Genomic DNA, 18,438 nt, shown 5'->3' with positions numbered 1-18,438 from the left:
CGCTAGACCTCTTCCGACGCTTCGGCGATCTCTTCGAGGACGTGGTTGTGCTGATTGTTGGCCAGGATATGACCGGCCGCGATGATCAGCGCCACCGGCCAGTCGAGGAGCCGTAACGCGGTCAGCGTGAGCAGGGCGCTGTAGAAGGCGAGTTGCTCGGGCCGCGGGACGGCCACCAGCCCCAACACCGGCAGGTTCACCGCGAAGGTCTGGCCTTCGCGGATCTGCTGCACCGCCTCGCGCTGCGACAGGCGGGGTGGGGTGTCGGGCGTGCCGGGCCGCCGGAGCGTCGGCAGCCTCTCCCCGTCGCGCACCAGCCGCAGTCGCGGCGCCTTGGCGACCGCACGGTTGATGAGGTCGGGGATGGTTTCGGTGGTCGCCTCGGATGCCGGCTCGAAGCTGACCTCGCTGAGCAGCCGGGGCAGTACGGCCGCGCCCGCGGTGGCGACCGCTGCGGTGCCCAACGCCTGGGCCCAGCCCACCGGGCCCAGGGGTGTGCAGCCCAGCAGCTGCGAGACGCCGGGGATGCTGATCATCGTGCCCATCGCGGCCAGCGAGCCGACCGCGGTGAGCACCACCAGTGGATCGTGCGAATCCAGCAGCGTCTGGCCCAGCTGGGTCGCCACCAGCGACACCAGGGCAATGGTGGCAGCACGCTGCTGGCGCCCGGTGAACGACGCCATCGCCCAGGCCACCACGGCAGCGGACGCGGTGGTCGCCCCGCGCACCGCCACCGTGCGCCACAGTGCTTGCGGGTCGGGGCCGTGCCCGCCGGAGTCCACCGGGCGGTTCGGCGAGCTCACCGCCAGCGCGGTGGCCGGCAGCGCATCGGTGAGCATGTTCACCAGCAGCAGCTGGCGGGCATTGAGCGGGGAGCGCCCGGTGACCGCGCTGCCGATGATGGCGAACGCCACCTCGCCGGCGTTGCCGCCGAGCAGCACCGCGACCGCCGCCTGTACTCGCTGCCACAGTTGCCGGCCCTCGTCGAGGGCGTCCAGCAGCGCGTCGATGCGGCCGTCGAGCAGCACCACGTCGGCGGCGGTGGCGGCCGGGTCGCTGCCGTGGGCCACCACCCCGATCCCGACGGTGGCCGCCCGGATCGCGGCGGCGTCGTTGGCGCCGTCACCGACCATGGCGCAGACCTTCCCGGTGCGCTCCAGGGTCTGCACGATCTGCACCTTGTTCTCCGGCGACATCCGGGCGAACACCACCCGCTCGGTGACCACCCGCTCCTGGGCCTTGCGGGAGAGTCCGTCCCACTCCGCGCCGCTGATCACCTGATCGGCGCTGACCGGCAGGCCCAGCTCGCGGGCGATCGCGGTCGCGGTGATCGGATGGTCTCCGGTGATCAGGCAGACCGGGATCTCCCGACGCCCCAGCTCGGCGAGCAGCTCGGCGGCTTCCTCGCGCGGGGTGTCGGAGAGCCCCAGCAAGCCGACGAACGACAACCCGTCCCCGCACAGCTCGGCGATGTCTTCCGGCTCGGGGTCGTCGCCGAGGGCTTGGACTTGCTCGACGGTCAGGTCGCATCGGGCGACGGCGATCACGCGCAACCCCTCGGCCGCCAGGGCGGTCACCGAGCTGCGGACATCCGGTTCCAGGTCGTGACATTTGGCAAGCACCACTTCGGGGGCGCCCTTGACGGTCAGTTCCACACCGGCCACCGTCGCCGAGAACGACCGTCCGGAGCGGAACGGCAGGTGCGCAACGGGTCCGGCGTGCTCCTGGACCCCGTCGACCGCGTAGGCGGCCTCGGTGATCGCGGTATCGGTCGCGTGAATCTGCGGGGTGCCGTTGGTCGCCGGGGCGGCGTGCGCCGCGCAGCGCAGCACATCCGTCCGGGCATAGCGCGCCGCGGGATGCACCTGGGCCACCCGCAGCCGGTTCTGGCTCAACGTCCCGGTTTTGTCGAAGCAGACCACGTCGATGCGTCCCAGCGCCTCCACCGACCGCGGGACGCGGACCAGCGCGCCCTCACCGGTCAGCCGTCGCGCCGACGCCTGCTGGGCCAGGGTGGCCACCAGCGGTAATCCCTCCGGGATGGCCGCGACACTGATCGCGATCCCGCTGGCCACCGACTGGCGTAACCCGATCCGGCGCAGCATCCCGAGACCGGTGACCAGCGCCCCGCCGGCCAGGCTGATCCGCCACGCTTTGCTGGTGAGCAGGCTCAGCTGGTGCTGCAATCCGACCGAGGACTGCTCGCCGGCCACCAGTTCGGCCGCACGGCGACTGTGGGTGTCGCCGCCGGCCGCGGTCACCAATCCGACCGCGGTGCCGGTCACCACGGTGGTCCCGGCGTAGAGCATGCATTCCCGGTCGCCGAGGTTGGCGCCGGGTGTGGCCTCGACCTGCTTGATCACCGGCAGGGACTCTCCGGTCAGCGACGACTCGTCGACCTCGAGGTCGTCGGCCTCGATGAGCCGGCAGTCGGCGGGCACCACCTCGTGGGCGCGGACCTCGATGAGGGCACCGGGCTGCAGCTCTTCGGCGACGACCTCGCGGTAGACCCTGTCGTCGTCGGCGCCGACGAACGCTGGGGACGCTGTGGACTCGGCACCGCCGATCACCAGCCGGGCCGGGGGAATCTGTTCGTCCAACAGCACGTTCAACCGCCGCTCGGCCACCATCCGCTGCACGGCGGCCAGTACGGCGTTGCCGCCGACCACCGAACCGACCAGCACCGCGTCCAGGGGTGAGCCCAATATCGCGCTGGCGGTCGCACCCAGCGCCAGCACGGGTGTGATCGGGTCGGAGAGTTCACTGCGGACCGCGCCGGCGAACTGCCAGACCAACTCTCGCGGCGAGGCGGTCAACTCGGCGCCGCGCTTGGCGGCGCCGGTGACGGCGCGACCGGCGGCGGCACCGGGCAGCTGTCGTCGCCGGTCGGCGGCCGCATCGTCGATCGTTTCCGGCGGCGGCAGGATCGTGCGGACCTGGTCGATGGACATCGCGTGCCATTCGTGCACCGCGGCAGGTCGCGGTGTGGCGGCGCTGATCACTCGACGTCCGAGCAGCAGGCCGGACAACGCGCCGGCCGCTGCGCCGGTGGTCACCGGGCCGGGGCCACGGCCGCGCACCCCCGGCAACATCAGCAGCGATCCCAGGGCCGAGGCGCCGGTCGAGATCTCCACCCCGCGCCGGCTGGCGGACCGGGCCGCCGGCAGTGCGTGAATCACCCGCCACGCCGCGGCCAGGTCGGTCAACAGCAGATCGGCACACCACGGCGGGGTGCCGCGGGTGGAAAGCACGCCCAGGGCGACGTCGGCCGCGACCAGCGCCTGCAGGGCTGTGGTCGACAGCACCGCGACGTCGTGGCCGTCGGCCTGATAGGCGGTGACCGCCGCGGTCAGCGCGTCGTCCATGGACGCGCCGTCCAGCGGGCGGATCTCGTCGAAGATCGACCGCAGCTCACCGAGTGCTTCGAAGTCGACCGACACCACCTCGACGTCGGCGTGTCGCGCCTCGGTCACCAGCGCCGCGGCCAGCGGCTGCAGCGCGGGCTGGAACGACACCTCGACACCGGGCTCGCCGGTGGGATGCCAGCCGGGGGTCAGCCCATCCTCACCGAGTCGGTTCTGCGCGGCCGCCCACACGGCCGAGAGCTGATCGTCGTCGGCGCCGCGCACCTGCATCACGCGCAGCGTGTCGCCGCACAACACCCGGGGATCGATGATCACCGTGTCGACGCGGTCCAACTCGCGCAGGCTGCCCGGCCGCAACACCACGGCCTGATGCTGGTCGGCCAGCCCGCGACCGAGCGTCGCGGAGAACGATTCACGCGCGGTGCGCATCGCTTTGGGCGCTGTCACCGCCGCCGCGGTACCCGCCATGTCCGGGCTGCGGGTCGCCGCCGCGACCACCCCGGCGCCCAGACCCTGTACCCATGCGCTGCGATCGCCGTGCCGTTCGACGGGCCCCGGCGGCCGTGGCACCGGCCGTACCGGCACGTCGACGCGCGGATGCCCGGCGCGCCCGGCGAGTTCGGGCTCACGGCGACGCCAGGCGTCGGCCTCGGCGCGTTCTTCGGCGCCCTTTATCGCCTCCATCACCAGACCCACCGCCAGCGAACTGGGTGCCTCGTTGAGGGTGTGCACGGCCGTGGCCGCCAGGTTCAGCACGGTGTCCGTCGCGGTCTTGCCGAGTCTGTCCTCGAGTAAGGCGCGCAGCCAGGGCTGGTAGTCGGCGAACACCACGCCGGCCTGCAGACCCAGCGGCAGGGGCGGCATCCGCATCAGCCGGCCCACGGTCGCCACGCCGAGCCCGGCGACGTTGGCGCCGGTGGTCACCATCCGCAAGGCCATGGTCAGCCCGTCTCCGGGCAGGCTCGCCGTTCGCGCCGACCGCTGCGGGACGGCCTGCGGGCCGGCGGGGGTCCGGGACTCGGCGGCCGCGACCACCCCACACAACTCCTGCAACGACGTCTGCGGCTCGTCGAAGCCGATGACCACCCGCGAGAGCGGGAAGTTGAGGGTCGCCGAGGTGACACCGGGTTGTGCCCGGACGGCATCGAGGACGGCGGTCCCCAATTCCGGGCCGCGGGGGCCATTGAGGCCGCGCACCTCGATCCAGGCCCGGTTGTCGCCGCGCCAACACCGCCGGGACGAGGCCGCGCCGGCGAGGTCGCGCGAGAGCGCCTTGGCCGCCTGGCGCACCGGGAGGGTGGCCAGGTCGATGCCGGCGTTGGCGACAGCGCTGACGGTTTCCGCGGCCGTGGCAGCGGTGTGCAGCGTCAGGCCGGTGAGGGCGGTGGTGGTTTGGATGCAGGTCGCGATTACACGGAACGGATTGGGTCTTGGCAAGGTTTAGCGATACCTACTTCTGCCGGGTCACTGACGGCCGCGCGGTTGACCGGTGCGCGACCTGGCTGCGGGCGTTCGTTTGGCAGGGGCGGCCCGCTTGGCGGACGTGGTGCCGGCGGACTTCTTGGGTGCGGCCTTTTTGGGTGCGGCCTTCTTGACTGCCTTGGCGGGCGAAGCCTTCTTGGGCGCTGCGTCTTTCAGCGGCGGTACCGCCGTGAGTGGCGGTGCGGCCGCCTTGCCCGGCGGAGCGTCGGCTTCGCGTCGTCGGGTCAGTTGCCGGATCGCCAGCGCGGTGCCGCCGACGGCCAGCAACAGCGGCCACTCGACCAACCCGGCAACGCCGAGCGCGCCGAATGTCAGTGCGGCCGCAGGTGTCGACTTGCTGCCGCTGCTGATTCCGCGCTGGGCGCCGGCGGCCGCACCGGTGACTCCGCCGATGACGCCGTTAACGGCGGCGCCGCCCAGGGCGCCGGCGGCCCCGGTGGTCATCGCCGCAGCGCGGCCCACCGCGTCGCTCAGCTTGCGTACCGTCCCGCTGACGGCGTTCATGGGCGTCGCTCCTCCTCATCGCTTCGCTCTGCATCGTCGCCGACGGCACTCATGGGCGTCGCTCCTCCTCATCGCTTCGCTCTGCATCGTCGCCGACGCGGTTCATGATTGCTCCCTGCGTAATTGCTGCTCCGCAAACCCGGCTGGCGGCGTGTGGCGTGCCTGCGAACAGCCGGAGCTCAAGCGAGCGAGATTCATAGCAAGATCAATCGTAGGCGCTGCCGAACACCGGGTGAAGGATGTCGCGCACTCTCATACCGTTCGCTAAGCATTTCGTCCCGGTCTGGCGGCGGACCGTGTGACGTCGCACCTTCATCCGCTGGGAGCTTTGAGGTTGTGCAATGCCACCTTGCCGTTCACCGGACGTTTACGATCTATCGGTGCTGATCAATGACGTGGGCCGCGAACGGCGCCAGACGCCGTCGGCTCGCGGTGCTGTGACGGCAGTGGTGGCCGGGGTTTCGGCCCTGGTGCTCGCCTTGCAGATCGCCGCGACCCACGCCGGATTCCCCGGGCCGCTACACAGCCTGATCAGCGATTACCTGGGGGTGCCCAAGTCGGCGACGCTGCCGTGGGCCGGGTTGGGACTGGCGATGGTGGGGTTGTCGAGTCGGCGCCGATTGCTGGCGCTGGGGCTCGCGGCCGGTCTCGATCTGCTTTTTGTGGCCGGCCGGCTACTGCGCTCGGGATTGCACGGCCCGCTGACCGTCGGCAATGGGCCGCTGATTGTGCTCACCGGACTGATCCTGGTGGCCGCACTGCGCTGGTCGGGCATCGAGCGCAGCAACGCGCTACGTGCGGCCGGCTGGGGTGCGCTGCTGATCGTGGCGAGTAAGGCCGCCGACGCCTGGCTGCGGATCACCGCGCTAAGCCGGCCGGGTGTGCTCGACGAGTACGCGATGTTGGCCGACCGCGCGTTGGGCCAGCCGTCCTGGATGGTCGGCCGGGTTCTCGACGTGGCCGGCCCGATCCCGTCGGCGTTGTTGCACTGGCTCTACATCGAACTGCCGGTGGCGGTGCTGGTGGTCGCGGTCTATCAGCTGCGCAACGTCACCGTCAGCGGCTGGCCCCACCATCACCTGATGCGGACGTTCCTGGTGCTGGGTCTGGTCGGCCCGCTGCTCTACATGCTTTTCCCGGTCGTCGGACCCGTTTTCGCGTTCGGGCCGCAGGGGCAGGGTTGGCAGGTCGCCGACGTCTGGCCGCACGTCCTACCGCCCGCCCAACTGTTGCCGCACGCCGTCGACTTCGACAGCATCACACCGCGCAACTGCATGCCCTCGATGCATGTGGGGTGGGCGTTGGCGGTGTTCATTCACTCTCGTGGCGGTCCGCAGTGGCTGCGCTGGGGCGGCACGGTGTGGCTGCTGGGCACCATCACCGCCACGCTGGGGTTCGGCTACCACTACGGCGTCGACCTGGTGGCCGGCGCAGTGCTGTGCCTGACCGTGGAGGCCGCCTTGCGGGACCCGCAGCGCGGCTGGGGCCCGTCGCGGATCGGGTTGGTCTGCGGCGGCACGGCTTTGCTGACCACCTTGCTGCTGAGCTACCGCTACCTGGCGGTGCTCATGGCGCAGTTGCCGCTGTTGTTCGGATCACTGATCGTCGGCGCGTTGGCGCTGTTCGCCGCCGTCTTCTTCGCCGGGCCCGCGAGCGTGAAGCCGGCGGCGTTGGCGTCGCTGGCTGCGCGCCCGGTCAGCGGCTAACCGCGGCGCACCTCCACCAGCACCGGCGCGTGGTCGCTGGGGCCCTTGCCTTTGCGTTCCTCGCGGACGATCTCGGCGTGGGTGACGCGCTCGGCCAGCGCCGGCGAGCCGAGGATGAAGTCGATGCGCATGCCCTGCTTTTTCGGGAACCGCAGCTGGGTGTAATCCCAGTAGGTGTAGACGCCCGGGCCCGGCGTGAAGGGCCGGACCACGTCGCTGAACTTGGTGTCCAGTATCGCGTTGAACGCCTTGCGTTCCGGCTCCGAGACATGCGTGGCGCCCTCGAAGAACGCCATGCTCCACACGTCGTCGTCGTGCGGGGCGATGTTCCAGTCCCCGACCATCGCGATGGGCGCCGACGGATCGTCGCTCAGCCAGCTGTCGGCGGTATCACGCAGCGCGGCAAGCCAATCCAACTTGTAGGCGTAGTGCGGGTCGTCCAGGGCGCGTCCGTTGGGCACGTAGAGGCTCCACACCCGCACCCCGGCGCAGGTCGCAGCCATGGCGCGGGCTTCGGCCGCGGCCGCCACCTCGGGCTTGCTGCTCCAGGTGGGTTGGTTGTCGAATCCGATCTGCACGTCGTCGAGGCCGACGCGGGACGCGATCGCCACGCCGTTCCACTGGTTGTGGCCGACGTGGGCGACCTCGTAGCCGAGTTCGTGGAACGGCATGGTCGGGAACTGCGCGTCGGTGCACTTGGTTTCCTGCATCGCCAACACGTCGACGTCGGCACGGGCCAGCCAGTCGACGACGCGCCCCACCCGGGTGCGAATCGAGTTGACGTTCCAGGTGGCCAACCGCAGCGAATCGGACATGCGCACACCCTACGGGTGCAGTGTGCGCGCATCGAGATAGCGGCTGCGGTGCTGCCCGATGAACCCGACCGATGCGAAGAAATCGAATGCGGCTGTGCCGTCGGTGTCGCTGCGGACCTGCGCATAGGCCTGAGTCGCCCCGTGCCGGCGACCCCAGCCCAGTAGCGCCGCGCACAGCGTCCGCCCATGACCGTGCCGGCGCTGATCGGCGGCGACACGCACCTCCGACAGGCCCACCCAGCGCTGCCCGTCCGGCCCCGGGGTCAGCGCGGCGCGCCCGACCGCCACCCCCGGAATGGAGGCGAATATCACCTGCCCGTCGACGACGGCGGTCAGCACCTCGACGGGCACGTCGCGTGCGTAGCCGCCCAGCCAGTCGCTATCGGGTTGCTGCGAGAGCACGACGCCGGCGCCCTCCTCGGCGCTGATGTCCCGCACCATGGTGCGGGTTTCGCAGCGCGTCGGCAGGCTCTCGGGCAGCCGCAGCAGCCGCTCGGGCACCGCCAGCCACGGGGTCAGCGCGCGCTGCGCGTACCAGTCGATGATCGCCGGGAGCGCACCGGTCCGCGCGAACCTGTCCAGCGGTACGGCCGAATTCGCCCGCAGCGTCGATCCCTGCCCGGCGCGCAACAGCCAGCCGTCGAGCCACTGCTGTTCCAGACCCGGCCACGCCAGCGCCGCGGCGTGTTCCACCGCCCGAATCTGCGAGTTCTTCACCGGCCGGTCGGTGAGCCGTCGCACATACAGCACATCGGAGAGCCGGAACTCGTGCACGGCGCCGTCGCCGGCGCGGACCCGGACTCGCGGCCCCACCTCGATCAGGTGCCCAATCACGTCGCCCATCGCGGGTTCCGACCCCGAGGGCCGCATGTAGCGGAGGCTGACCCGGGTACCCGGGGCAGGCAGATCAGGCCGGCCGGGTACCGACGTCATCTGTGGCCGAATGGGTCGGGCACCTCGCCCGGGGTCCACGACAAACCCGGCACGCCCCAGCCGTTCGATTTCACCCGGCGCTTGGCGCTGCGGGCGTTGCGGCCGATCAGGCAGTCCAGATACAAAAAGCCGTCCAGGTGGCCGGTCTCATGCTGCAGCATCCGGGCGAACAGTCCGCTGCCCTCCAGGGTGATCGGGCTGCCGTCGGCGTCCAGGCCGGACACCCGCGCCCAGTCGGCCCGGCCGGTCGGAAACGACTCGCCGGGCACCGACAGACAGCCCTCGTCGTCGTCCTCGGGGTCGGGCATGGTCTCGGGCACCTCGGAGGTCTCCAGCACCGGGTTGATCACCACCCCGCGCCGGCGCGTCGGCGAACGCCGGTCGTCGGCGCAGTCGTAGACGAACAGCCGCAGCCCCACGCCGATCTGGTTGGCGGCCAACCCGACACCGTTGGCCGCGTCCATCGTCTCGTACATCGTGGTGATCAGCTCGGCCAGATCGGCCGGTAGCGAACCGTCTTCGCCGACGGCCACCGGGCTGGTCGGGGTGTGCAGGACGGGATCGCCCACGATGCGGATGGGAACGATTGCCATGGTCGGCAAGCTTAAACTGTGTCGGCATTCGTCATTGAGTGTGCCGACTCGCGGGGCGGGGTTCCGGGTCAAGAGTGGTGACCGTGGTTGAATATTCGCCGTAGCGGGCTGAGATCGCGACGCCTGCGCAAAGGTATTACGAGCATTCTTCAGAAGGGTCCAGGGGAGCGATATGGACGGCGCCATGGCGCGGGCTAATCGATCGGGGGACGACTCTGAAACCGTCGACGGGCTGACCCGACGTGAGCACGACATCCTCGCGTTCGAGCGGCAGTGGTGGAAATACGCCGGCGCCAAAGAAGAAGCCATCAAAGAGCTGTTCTCGATGTCAGCGACGCGCTACTACCAGGTGCTCAACGCGCTGGTTGAGCGTCCCGAAGCGTTGGCCGCCGACCCGATGTTGGTCAAACGGCTGCGCCGGCTGCGGGCCAGCCGACAGAAGGCGAAGGCCGCGCGTCGGCTCGGCTTCGAGATCACCTGATCGCGCGCTGCGTTTTCCGGTTGTGGCCGGCTCCTGGATACAGTGGGTGTAATGAACGACCACGTCCCTGACTCCTCGGGCCTGCCGCTGCGGGCGATGGTGATGGTGCTGTTGTTCCTGGGCGTCATCTTCTTGCTGGTCGGATTCCAGGCGATGAGCTCCGGCGGCGACGACGACTCGTCGGCCAGCACCGTGGTTTCGGCCACCACTTCGACAAGCAGCCCGACGTCGTCGAAACCGGCCCCACCCAAGGCCCAAGTCCGGGTCTATAACATTTCCGGGCAGGACGGCCTCGCCGCGCGCACCGCCGACCAGCTGCGGGAAGCCGGCTGGGATGTCACCGATACCGGTGACATGGTGTTGCTCGATGTGACGGTGTCCACCGTGTACTACAACCCGGATGCTCCCGGTGAGAAGGAGTCCGCCGAGGCGGTGGGCAAGCTGCTGAACGCACCGGCCGAGCCGCGCATCGGTGACCCCGATATCGCTGATCAGCCGCCCGGCGTCATCGTGGTGGTAGCCGGCTGAGGCGGGTCTAACCGGGCGCCCGGCGCCGCCAGGCTAGGCTATCCGGCATGGTCACGCCCGGTCACCGCAAAAAACTCGCTGCCGTCATGTTTGCCGCTCCTGTCGCCCTGTTGAGCGCGTGCACCCCGAACCAGCCGCCGTCGGATGCGCCGGGTACCACGCCGTCGATCTGGACCGGGTCGCCGGCGCCGTCGGAGTCGTCACACGAGCCGGGTGCCGCAGACTCCCTGACCACCCACCTCAAGTCGGCCGACGGTATCGAGGTGGCCACCGCGACGTTCGAGTTCGACGAGGGTTACGTCAAGGTGACGGTCCAGACCACCGGCACCGGACAGTTGACCCCCGGATTCCACGGCATGCACTTGCACAAGGTGGGCAAGTGCGAGGCCCACTCGGAGGCCCCCGGTGGGGGTGCGCCCGGCGACTTCCTGTCCGCCGGCGGCCACTTCCAGGTTGCGGGCCACACCGGCGAGCCGGCCAGCGGAGACCTGACTTCGCTGCAGGTTCGCAAGGACGGTTCCGCGCTGCTGGTGACCACGACCGACGCGTTCACCAAGGCGGATCTGCTGGCCGGTGAGGGCACCGCGATCGTCATTCACGGCGGCTCGGACAATTTCGGCAACATCCCGCCGGAGCGCTACACCCAGGTCAACGGATCACCCGGCCCGGACGATATGACGATGGCCACGGGCGACGCCGGCAAGCGGGTGGCATGCGGTGTCATCGGGTCCGGCTAGCTCGCCGGTAAACCGGGCACCCGCCCATATTGATTTCGCCGCCTCGCCGCGACCGACGATCGGCGTCGAGTGGGAATTTGCGCTCGTCGATGCGCAGACCCGCGACCTGAGCAACGAAGCCGCCGCGGTCATCGCCGAGATCGGCGAAAACCCGCGTGTGCACAAGGAATTGCTGCGCAACACCGTCGAGGTCGTCAGCGGTGTCTGCGAAAGCACGGCCGAGGCGATGGACGACCTGCGTTCCACCCTGGGGACGGTGCGCCCGATTGTGCAGGCCCGCGGCATGGAGTTGTTCTGCGCCGGCACCCACCCGTTTGCGCAGTGGTCCGCCCAGCAGCTCACCGACGCGCCCCGCTACGCCGAGCTGATCAAGCGCACCCAGTGGTGGGGTCGCCAGATGCTGATCTGGGGCGTACACGTGCATGTCGGGATCCGCTCGGCGCACCAGGCGATGCCGATCATGTCCTCGCTGCTCAACTTCTATCCGCACCTGCTGGCGCTGTCGGCGTCGTCGCCCTGGTGGGGCGGCGAGGACACCGGCTACGCCAGCAATCGCGCGATGATGTTCCAGCAGCTGCCCACGGCCGGACTGCCATTCCAGTTTCAGACCTGGAGTGAATTCGAGCAGTTCGTGCACGACCAGAAGAAGACCGGGATCATCGACCGGATGAACGAGATCCGTTGGGACATCAGGCCGTCACCGCACCTGGGTACCCTCGAGGTGCGGGTCTGCGACGGTGTGTCGAACCTTCGTGAACTCGGTGCGCTGGTGGCGTTGACGCATTGCCTGGTGGTGGACCTGGACCGTCGACTCGACGCCGGCGAGGCGCTGCCGACGATGCCGCCGTGGCATGTCCAGGAAAACAAGTGGCGCGCGGCCCGTTACGGCTTGGACGCGGAGATCATTCTGGACGCCGACAGCAACGAGCGGCTGGTCACCGACGATCTCGATGATCTGCTGACCCGCCTGGAGCCGGTGGCCAGGTCGCTGCGTTGCGCCGATGAACTGGCGGCCGTCGAGGAGATCTACTCCCGCGGCGCGTCGTATCAGCGGCAGCGCCGGGTGGCCGAGGAGCACGACGGTGACCTGCGGGCGGTCGTCGATGCGCTGATCGGCGAGCTGGACGTATAACCGTGCAGCTGCCCATGTTTCCGCTCGAGTCGGCGTTGTTGCCCGACGACGAACTGCCGCTGCAGATCTTCGAGCCCCGCTACCGCGAGCTGGCCAACGATTGTCTGCGCGGTGACCGGCGTTTCGGCGTGGTGCTGATCGCTCGGGGCCGCGAGGTCGGCGGTGGCGATGAGCGCTGCGACGTCGGGCTGGTGGCCACCATCGATCAACACCGCAAGCTCGGGTTCGGCCGCTACGCGCTGCGGTGCCGGATGGGGGAGCGGATCCGGGTGACGCAGTGGCTGCCGGATGACCCCTACCCGCGTGCCGACGTGGACGTCTGGCCCGATGAGCCCGGGAATCCGGTGTCCGACGTGCAGCTGCTGGAGGCCGAGGAACGCGTCGTCGCGCTGTTCGCGCGCGTCGCGGCGGCGCGGGGCCAGCGTCCGCCTCCTCGCGAGGCCGTGCTGGGCCGCGCTCATGTGCTCGGTGCAGATGCCGGAAAACGGCTGTACTTCTTGGCTTCCCGGGTGCCGATGGGTGTCGCCGACCGCTACGCGGTGCTGGCTGCTCCATCGGCCGCGGATCGGCTGGCCGCGCTGCACGAGGCCGTCGAAACCGTCACGGCCATGGTGGAGTTCCGTTCGCGTTGACTCTGCATCCATGGCGCAACAGTGGGAGTGCAGTGCGCCCTGGGTGCAGAGTCAGCGGGTTTTGGCTGCCACCGCGCCGAACACCGCCGCGGCGCCGGCCAGCAGCACCGAGCTGACCAGCCAGGGCAGGACCCGTGCGGTGGTGAACAGCGCCGCGTACATACCGGGCGCCACCGCGCTCGCCGCGGCCCACGCGGTCTGGAACATCGAGCCGTGCCGCCCGGACGATTCGTCCGGGGCGAACGTCAGCATGATGGCTCCGCCGAGCGCATTGCTGGCCGCATCCGACACGCTGAACAGGGTCAAGCCGAAGGCCAGAACCGCGAACAACACGGCGGGCCCGGCATTTTGCAGGCCGGCGACACCGTCCACCACCAAAAAGCTGACCGCACACAGCGCGGTGCTCCGGGCCAGAATCCGAAGGTGCGGCACCCGCGTCCCGATGCGGGCAACCCACCGCGCCGCCACCGCGACCATGATGCAGATGAACAGGTAGGCCACGGTCGTCGACCAGTTGGGCAGCCCCACCGACAACATGAACAGCGGCAGCGCGGTGTCCATCCCGATGGTGGTCAGCGCGATCACGAACACCCCGGCGAGGAAGGCCATGAACGGGCCTTGACGCAGCACGTCGCGGTAGCGCGGCGGGGGCGCGCCGATTGCCTCGCCGGCCTCGGCCAGGCCGTCATCGACCCACCGCAGTCGCCAGAACAGCAGGCTGGTGATGATCGAGCCGACGGCGATGGCGGCGACCAGCGCCGTCCAGAACCAGCCGGATCCGTCGTCGAGCACCAGCCCCACGGTGGCGGCCAGCGCACCGATGCCGAAGCCCAGCACCCGCGCCGAGGTGAGTAGCGCGAACATCCGGGTGCGGTCGTTCCCCTCGGTAGTCAGTCGGCGGACCGCCTCGGGATCGCTGGTGAACAGCAGATTCCAGGCCAGCGCGGCGGCGAAGGAGAACACGGCGACTTCGGCCAGGGTGCGGGTGATCAGGAAACCCAGGAAGGCGCCGGCGCCGACCAGACCGGAGAACGCCATCGTCCGAAACGGCCCCAACCGGTCCATGACACGCCCGGAGATCACCGCCCCGCAGACCAGCGCGGCAGTGTTGCCGATCGTGGCGGCGACACCGGTGGCGGTCAGCGGCAGGCCTCGTCCGAGGGTGAAGAACAGGAAGATCAGCGGCGCCCATAGGCCGCCGTTGACCATCGTCACGATGGTCGCGGCGATGAAAGACCGCCGCGCAGTCTGCATCTGCTCGGCTTCGGTGTCGGTTTGCATGGTCACTTTCGTCTTGGGACAACGAAAATACCGTCCGACCGCGGAGTCGTGCATCCGAATTTCGGTGCTATCCGGGCATCCGGCCCTCGATGAACAGGCTGCGTGGCGTGATCTCGGTGAGGTCCTCCGGCGCGGGCCGCCGGTAGTTGGCCATCAGGTCCAGCGCTTCGATCGCGGTGACCTGCCAGCCCCGGCGGGTCAGCCAGTCAACCAGGTCGGTGCGCTCCTCGATGTACCAAAGGTCTTGGACGTCGGGTGTATTGGGGTCGCTGTCTGCTGCCTCGCGCATCCGGCGGAACTGCTCGCGGCGACGCTCCAGATTCTCCGGGTTGAAGAAGGCGGGGTCGAACCCCTCGACCGCCACCCTGCTGCCCTGGGCACTGAGGTCGACGACGTGCTCGAACAGCAGGTCCTGGGCGGCGGCGGGCAGGTAGGGCAGCAACCCTTCGGCTGACCACGCTGTCGGCGCCGACGGGTCAAACCCCGCCTGGAGCAACGCTTTCGGCCAATCGTGGCGGAGATCGACCGGTACGGGGTGATAGCCGACGGTCGGGTGGATGTCGTGCGCTGCCAGGGCGGCGGCCTTGAACTCCAGCACCTTGGGCTGGTCGACCTCGAAGACGACGCTGCCGGACACCCACGGCAGACGCCAGACCCGGGCGTCGAGACCGGCGGCCAGGATCACCGCCTGTTGGATGCCGTTGGCGCCGGCGGCGATGAAGAACTCGTCGAACCATTTGGTGCGCGCCGCGGCGTAGCCGGCGATCGCCCGAAACCGCTGGGCCAACGGTCCTGTCTCGGACGGCGGCTGCCAGCCGCGTTCGGTTGCGGCGTCGAGGAACAACTGCGCGTAGCGGTCGGTGAACAGCGGAGAGTCGCTGGTGGACTCGGCTGCCCGCGCCCTGGCCACGCCCAGCGCGGTGGCGCCGACGCTCTCGGTGATGTCCCAGGCGTCGTTATCGTGTCTGGCGCGGACCGGTGGATTGGGGGAGTCTTTCGTCACCGTTTCGATGGTAAGCGCCGCAGCTGTGCGTCGCGTTGGGCCAGTTCGCGCATGGTAAGCAACTGTTTTCGCATCATCACCCAATCGCCGGCGGCCAGGACCGACCCGATCAGACGTGATCCGCCGAAGACCACCCGCACGTGCAACCGGGTGCCGGCGTCGATCGCGCGCAGCGCGTAGGTCACCGCGGCACCCTTGCCGCGCAGCGTGATCTGCGCGCCGTCGGTGAACGAATGCAGTTGGAATATCGTCATGAACCGTTGCCCGATCGCCAGTCGGGTCAGGTCCGGATTGCGCTGCCGGGGGCTGCGGCGGCCGAAGTTGTCCAGCAGATCGTAGCTGTAGGGGGCCGCCCGTAGCTGGCACAACCAGGCGAAGACGAGGTCCGGGGGTGCTGCGATGCTGATCGCCCGATCCGCCTGGGTACCCCGCGCGAGCAGCTCGTCACATGGCATCGCGGCGCAGCGCTCCAATGCGGTGGCACCCCAGTTCAGGCCGGTCACGGCAGTGCCGGCGCCGGCGGGCGCACCGCCGCGGCGATGCGCCGCAGGATCCAGCGCACCGCGATGCGGTGTCCGCCGCTGCCGATGACCAACGCGCGGTAGATCTTGCCGTGCAGGCCCGGAAACGCCGCCCACGTCTGCGAACGCACCTGGGTGCGCTGCGGGTCGAGCTCGTCCAGCTCGAACACCCAGCGGTACACCGCGAACGGGTGGCGTCCTTTGAGGGCAAACCGCCGGGGTGACGTCGCCTCGGCCAACGCGAAACCCAGCGGAACCTTGGTCGGATCGCTGGGGTTGCCGCACAACACCGTCAGCAGCGCCGACCACGTGTCTGCCGGGGAAGCGTCGATCGTTATGGCATGCTCATCGATATAGGGTAACCGTTTCATATAGAAGGACTGTACTAGATCGTGGCGCCTCCGCGAAAGCATGAAACCGATGTGATCCTCGACGCGACCCGCGCCCTGGTCCTTGCCGAGGGCCCGCGTGCGGCCAGTGTCGCGGCGATCGCCCAGGCCAGCGGCGCGCCGGCCGGCACGCTCTACCACCGATTCGGCAACCGGGACGGGATCCTGACGGCCGCCTGGTTGCGCGCCTTGGAACGTTTCCAGTCGCGGGTGTGGGCGGCCACCGGTGACTCGCCGGGGGAGGTGGCCGTCGCGATGAGCGTCGCCGCGGTGCGCTTTGCGCGCGATCTCCCCGAGGATGCCCGGCTGTTGCTGACCATCCGGCCCGGCGATCTGTTGGACGGGGAACCCGACGCGGCGTTCCAGGAGACGCTGGCCGCCATGAACGCGCCGCTACTGCAGCGGATCGACGAGTTGGCCCGGCAGCTGTACGGCGAAAGCGACCCTCGCGCCGTGCATGCGGTCACCTTGGCCGTCGTCGACCTGTCCTATGCGGTGGTGCGCCGCCACGCCTACGACAAGGACCTGCCGGCCTGGCTCGAAGACGACGTCGCCGCGGCGACTCGGGCACTGCTGGCCAGTTATCGGCCCGTGTGACACTGGGGCCATGTCGAATATCGCGTTCACCGCCGTCGCGCCCATCATCCCGGTCCGCGACCTCGATGCCGCGCTGCAGCGATACCGCCGCCTGGGGTTCACCGCCCGCGCGTACGACGGGCCCGCGCGCTACGGGTTCGCCGACCGCGGGTCGATTTCCCTGCACCTCACCGAGTGGGCCGAACACGATCCGCTGTGCACCGCCGCCAGCGTGTACCTGTACGTCACCGACGCCGACGCGCTGTATGCGGAATGGGCGACGTCGGGACTGTCCGGCCGGTTCGTCGAGCCGTGCGACACCGACTACGGGCTCAGGGAATTCGCGTACGTCGACCCGGACGGGACCGCGCACCGCGTGGGCTCGCCACTGGTCTCCAAGGTGGTCAGCGCCAGCCGCGACATCGCGGCACCTGCGGAACGGATCTTCGAGTTGATCGCCGATCCCGCACAGCAACCCCGCTGGGACGGCAACGACAATCTGGCCCAATCCGATGTCGGGCAACGGGTGCACGCCGTCGGCGACGTGTTCATGATGACGACCACCAAGGGGAACGTGCGGGAGAACCACGTCATCGAATTCGACGAAGGCCGTCGAATCGCATGGCGGCCAGCAGAACCGGGCAAGGCGCCGCCGGGGCACCTGTGGCGTTGGGAGCTGCAGCCGCTGGGCGAGGCCCATACCCGGGTCAGCCACACCTATGACTGGTCGGAATTGACCGACGAGAACCGTGTCGAACGGGCCCGCGCCACCACGTCGGACAGGCTGCAGGCGTCACTGTCCCGGCTTGCCGCGCTGGCCGAACGGGCCTGACACCTCGAGCTCGACGTCAGCGCGGAAAAGCCCGAGAAGGCCGCCCGATAACGTCGATCTCGACGCAGTTGCGGGATCTACTTGAGCATGCTGCCGGCGTCGACGGTGACGGGCAGCCCGGTGATGTAACGCGACTCGTCGGAGGCCAAGAACAGCACGGCGTTGCTGATATCGACCGGCTCCACCCAGCCGATCGGAAGCACGTGCATGAACTGCGCCGCGACAGCGAGATCGTCGGGGCCCGGATTCTGCAGGTCGGGGCGGAACAGCTTCATGGTTCCCTCGTTCATGAACATCGGGGTGTTCACGTTGGTGGGATGCACGGAATTGACCCGGATCCGCTGTTGGCCGAGTTCGACGGCGAAGCTTCGCATCAGCCCGACGACACCGTGTTTGGCGGCGATGTAGTGGCCGGTATGGGGATACGCCTTGAGTCCGCCCACCGAGCTGGTCAGGATGATGGATCCGCCGCGCCCACCGGAAAGTAGGTGCGGGACGCCGGCTTTGACCGTCTTCCACACGCCAGACAGGTTCACGTCGATCATGTCCTGCCAGTCTTCTTCGGTAGTCTTGTGCAGCGTCTGACCGCCGTTGCCGATGCCGGCGTTGGCGACGACGATGTCCAGGCGGCCCAGCTGCTCCACGGCGCCGTCGACCACCGATTTGAGCGCGGCGAAGTCCCGCACGTCGACCTCGTCGGTAACGATGCGGCGATCCAACCCCTTGACGAGATCAGCTGTCTGGGCCAGGTCGTCGGGTGTGGACGGGGCGATCTGGGTGTTGCTGCTGACCGGGGCGCACACGTCGACGGCGATGATGTCGGCGCCCTCCTGCGCGAGCCGCACCGCGTGGCTGCGGCCCTGCCCACGCGCCGCGCCCGTGATCAACGCGACCTTGCCCTCGACCCGTCCGGCCATCTCTGCACCCG

Annotated in this window: 18 protein-coding genes and 2 pseudogenes; 9 read left to right on the top strand and 11 right to left on the bottom strand. The window is 69.5% G+C overall.

The features are described 5' to 3' along the window. Window positions 1-2: 2 nt before the first annotated feature. From AC5Y36_RS03230 to AC5Y36_RS03220, 3 genes and pseudogenes are all read right to left on the bottom strand, one after another. A complete protein-coding gene (locus AC5Y36_RS03230) occupies window positions 3-296 on the bottom strand; it encodes a hypothetical protein (protein WP_500039559.1) in 294 nt (97 codons plus the stop codon). Beyond that, window positions 214-4,802: pseudogene (locus tag AC5Y36_RS03225) on the bottom strand (HAD-IC family P-type ATPase); the annotation flags it as partial. The gene AC5Y36_RS03230 and the pseudogene AC5Y36_RS03225, both read right to left, overlap by 83 nt. 27 nt (window positions 4,803-4,829) lie before the next feature. Continuing rightward, entirely contained in the window at window positions 4,830-5,351 is a 522-nt protein-coding gene (locus AC5Y36_RS03220; protein WP_500039410.1) for a hypothetical protein, read from the bottom strand. Window positions 5,352-5,731: 380 nt separating this feature from the next. Here AC5Y36_RS03220 and AC5Y36_RS03215 point away from each other — a divergent pair, with 380 nt between their 5' ends. Then, window positions 5,732-7,057, top strand: coding sequence for a DUF5933 domain-containing protein (locus AC5Y36_RS03215; protein ID WP_500039409.1), 1,326 nt, complete (start codon window positions 5,732-5,734; stop codon window positions 7,055-7,057). On the opposite strand, the gene AC5Y36_RS03210 is transcribed toward AC5Y36_RS03215, so the two are convergent. The 3 genes from AC5Y36_RS03210 to AC5Y36_RS03200 are packed head-to-tail and all read right to left on the bottom strand — an operon-like array spanning window position 7,054 to window position 9,398. Continuing rightward, window positions 7,054-7,860 (bottom strand): exodeoxyribonuclease III, encoded by an 807-nt coding sequence (locus AC5Y36_RS03210; RefSeq protein WP_500039558.1) that lies wholly within the window; start codon window positions 7,858-7,860, stop codon window positions 7,054-7,056. The two genes, AC5Y36_RS03215 and AC5Y36_RS03210, sit on opposite strands and share 4 nt — an antisense overlap. A gap of 21 nt (window positions 7,861-7,881) precedes the next feature. Then, window positions 7,882-8,805 (bottom strand): N-acetylglutamate synthase, CG3035 family, encoded by a 924-nt coding sequence (locus tag AC5Y36_RS03205; RefSeq protein ID WP_500039408.1) that lies wholly within the window; start codon window positions 8,803-8,805, stop codon window positions 7,882-7,884. Further along, window positions 8,802-9,398: a peptide deformylase gene (locus AC5Y36_RS03200; RefSeq protein WP_500039407.1), complete on the bottom strand. Its 597-nt coding sequence runs from the start codon at window positions 9,396-9,398 to the stop codon at window positions 8,802-8,804. The genes AC5Y36_RS03205 and AC5Y36_RS03200 overlap by 4 nt, the downstream gene beginning before the upstream one ends. A gap of 172 nt (window positions 9,399-9,570) precedes the next feature. On the opposite strand from AC5Y36_RS03200, the gene napA reads away from it, so the two are divergent. Genes napA through AC5Y36_RS03175 form a run of 5 tightly spaced genes read left to right on the top strand, consistent with a single transcriptional unit; the run spans window position 9,571 to window position 12,908 of the window. Then, window positions 9,571-9,879 carry a nucleoid-associated protein NapA gene (gene napA / locus AC5Y36_RS03195; RefSeq protein ID WP_500039406.1) on the top strand — a complete coding sequence of 103 codons (309 nt, stop codon included), beginning with the start codon at window positions 9,571-9,573 and terminating at the stop codon, window positions 9,877-9,879. A 51-nt stretch (window positions 9,880-9,930) separates the two neighbouring features. After that, window positions 9,931-10,407, top strand: coding sequence for a LytR C-terminal domain-containing protein (locus AC5Y36_RS03190; protein WP_500039405.1), 477 nt, complete (start codon window positions 9,931-9,933; stop codon window positions 10,405-10,407). A gap of 47 nt (window positions 10,408-10,454) precedes the next feature. Beyond that, the gene (gene sodC / locus AC5Y36_RS03185) at window positions 10,455-11,144 is read left to right on the top strand and encodes a superoxide dismutase[Cu-Zn] (protein WP_500039404.1); all 690 of its coding nucleotides are present in this window, start codon (window positions 10,455-10,457) and stop codon (window positions 11,142-11,144) included. Beyond that, window positions 11,125-12,276: a glutamate--cysteine ligase gene (locus AC5Y36_RS03180; RefSeq protein WP_500039403.1), complete on the top strand. Its 1,152-nt coding sequence runs from the start codon at window positions 11,125-11,127 to the stop codon at window positions 12,274-12,276. Before sodC ends, AC5Y36_RS03180 begins: the two co-directional genes overlap by 20 nt. A 14-nt stretch (window positions 12,277-12,290) precedes the next feature. Next, complete coding sequence (locus AC5Y36_RS03175; RefSeq protein ID WP_500039402.1) at window positions 12,291-12,908, top strand: LON peptidase substrate-binding domain-containing protein; 618 nt, start codon at window positions 12,291-12,293, stop codon at window positions 12,906-12,908. A 51-nt stretch (window positions 12,909-12,959) separates the two neighbouring features. Here AC5Y36_RS03175 and AC5Y36_RS03170 read toward each other — a convergent pair whose 3' ends face one another. The 4 genes from AC5Y36_RS03170 to AC5Y36_RS03155 all read right to left on the bottom strand — a co-directional run bounded on the left by AC5Y36_RS03170 (window position 12,960) and on the right by AC5Y36_RS03155 (window position 16,084). Next, window positions 12,960-14,189 (bottom strand): MFS transporter, encoded by a 1,230-nt coding sequence (locus tag AC5Y36_RS03170; protein ID WP_500039401.1) that lies wholly within the window; start codon window positions 14,187-14,189, stop codon window positions 12,960-12,962. Between the two features lie 67 nt (window positions 14,190-14,256). Continuing rightward, window positions 14,257-15,192, bottom strand: coding sequence for an SAM-dependent methyltransferase (locus AC5Y36_RS03165; RefSeq protein WP_500039400.1), 936 nt, complete (start codon window positions 15,190-15,192; stop codon window positions 14,257-14,259). Then, on the bottom strand, window positions 15,189-15,695 hold the full coding sequence (locus AC5Y36_RS03160) for a hypothetical protein (RefSeq protein WP_500039399.1): 507 nt from the start codon (window positions 15,693-15,695) through the stop codon (window positions 15,189-15,191). The genes AC5Y36_RS03165 and AC5Y36_RS03160 overlap by 4 nt, the downstream gene beginning before the upstream one ends. After that, window positions 15,692-16,084, bottom strand: a complete 393-nt coding sequence (locus tag AC5Y36_RS03155) for a hypothetical protein (RefSeq protein ID WP_500039398.1) — start codon at window positions 16,082-16,084, stop codon at window positions 15,692-15,694. Before AC5Y36_RS03155 ends, AC5Y36_RS03160 begins: the two co-directional genes overlap by 4 nt. Window positions 16,085-16,105: 21 nt before the next feature. On the opposite strand from AC5Y36_RS03155, the gene AC5Y36_RS03150 reads away from it, so the two are divergent. The 3 genes and pseudogenes from AC5Y36_RS03150 (at window position 16,106) to AC5Y36_RS03140 (ending at window position 17,510) form a co-directional block, all read left to right on the top strand. Next, the gene (locus tag AC5Y36_RS03150) at window positions 16,106-16,699 is read left to right on the top strand and encodes a TetR/AcrR family transcriptional regulator (RefSeq protein WP_500039397.1); all 594 of its coding nucleotides are present in this window, start codon (window positions 16,106-16,108) and stop codon (window positions 16,697-16,699) included. A gap of 10 nt (window positions 16,700-16,709) precedes the next feature. Further along, window positions 16,710-17,066, top strand: a pseudogene (locus AC5Y36_RS03145) (bleomycin resistance protein); the annotation flags it as partial. Beyond that, window positions 17,055-17,510, top strand: coding sequence for an SRPBCC family protein (locus AC5Y36_RS03140; protein ID WP_500039557.1), 456 nt, complete (start codon window positions 17,055-17,057; stop codon window positions 17,508-17,510). The pseudogene AC5Y36_RS03145 and the gene AC5Y36_RS03140, both read left to right, overlap by 12 nt. 77 nt (window positions 17,511-17,587) lie before the next feature. Here AC5Y36_RS03140 and AC5Y36_RS03135 read toward each other — a convergent pair whose 3' ends face one another. Beyond that, window positions 17,588-18,427, bottom strand: a complete 840-nt coding sequence (locus AC5Y36_RS03135) for a mycofactocin-coupled SDR family oxidoreductase (protein WP_500039396.1) — start codon at window positions 18,425-18,427, stop codon at window positions 17,588-17,590. Between the last annotated feature and the right edge of the window lie 11 nt (window positions 18,428-18,438).

The sequence above is a fragment of the Mycobacterium sp. NGS50 genome (genome assembly GCF_059812545.1).
Note: the sequence above shows the minus strand (reverse complement) of the source record. Positions and strands in the feature narration are given on the sequence as shown.

Bases quoted from the DNA above. Each gene is read 5' to 3' on its own strand.
- AC5Y36_RS03170 (WP_500039401.1), bottom strand. From the start codon at position 14,189: ATGCAAACCGACACCGAAGCCGAGCAGATGCAGACTGCGCGGCGGTCT.
- AC5Y36_RS03220 (WP_500039410.1), bottom strand. From the start codon at position 5,351: ATGAACGCCGTCAGCGGGACGGTACGCAAGCTGAGCGACGCGGTGGGC.
- AC5Y36_RS03155 (WP_500039398.1), bottom strand. From the start codon at position 16,084: ATGAAACGGTTACCCTATATCGATGAGCATGCCATAACGATCGACGCT.
- napA (WP_500039406.1), top strand. From the start codon at position 9,571: ATGGACGGCGCCATGGCGCGGGCTAATCGATCGGGGGACGACTCTGAA.
- AC5Y36_RS03200 (WP_500039407.1), bottom strand. From the start codon at position 9,398: ATGGCAATCGTTCCCATCCGCATCGTGGGCGATCCCGTCCTGCACACC.
- AC5Y36_RS03175 (WP_500039402.1), top strand. From the start codon at position 12,291: ATGTTTCCGCTCGAGTCGGCGTTGTTGCCCGACGACGAACTGCCGCTG.
- AC5Y36_RS03190 (WP_500039405.1), top strand. From the start codon at position 9,931: ATGAACGACCACGTCCCTGACTCCTCGGGCCTGCCGCTGCGGGCGATG.
- sodC (WP_500039404.1), top strand. From the start codon at position 10,455: ATGGTCACGCCCGGTCACCGCAAAAAACTCGCTGCCGTCATGTTTGCC.
- AC5Y36_RS03135 (WP_500039396.1), bottom strand. From the start codon at position 18,427: ATGGCCGGACGGGTCGAGGGCAAGGTCGCGTTGATCACGGGCGCGGCG.
- AC5Y36_RS03205 (WP_500039408.1), bottom strand. From the start codon at position 8,805: ATGACGTCGGTACCCGGCCGGCCTGATCTGCCTGCCCCGGGTACCCGG.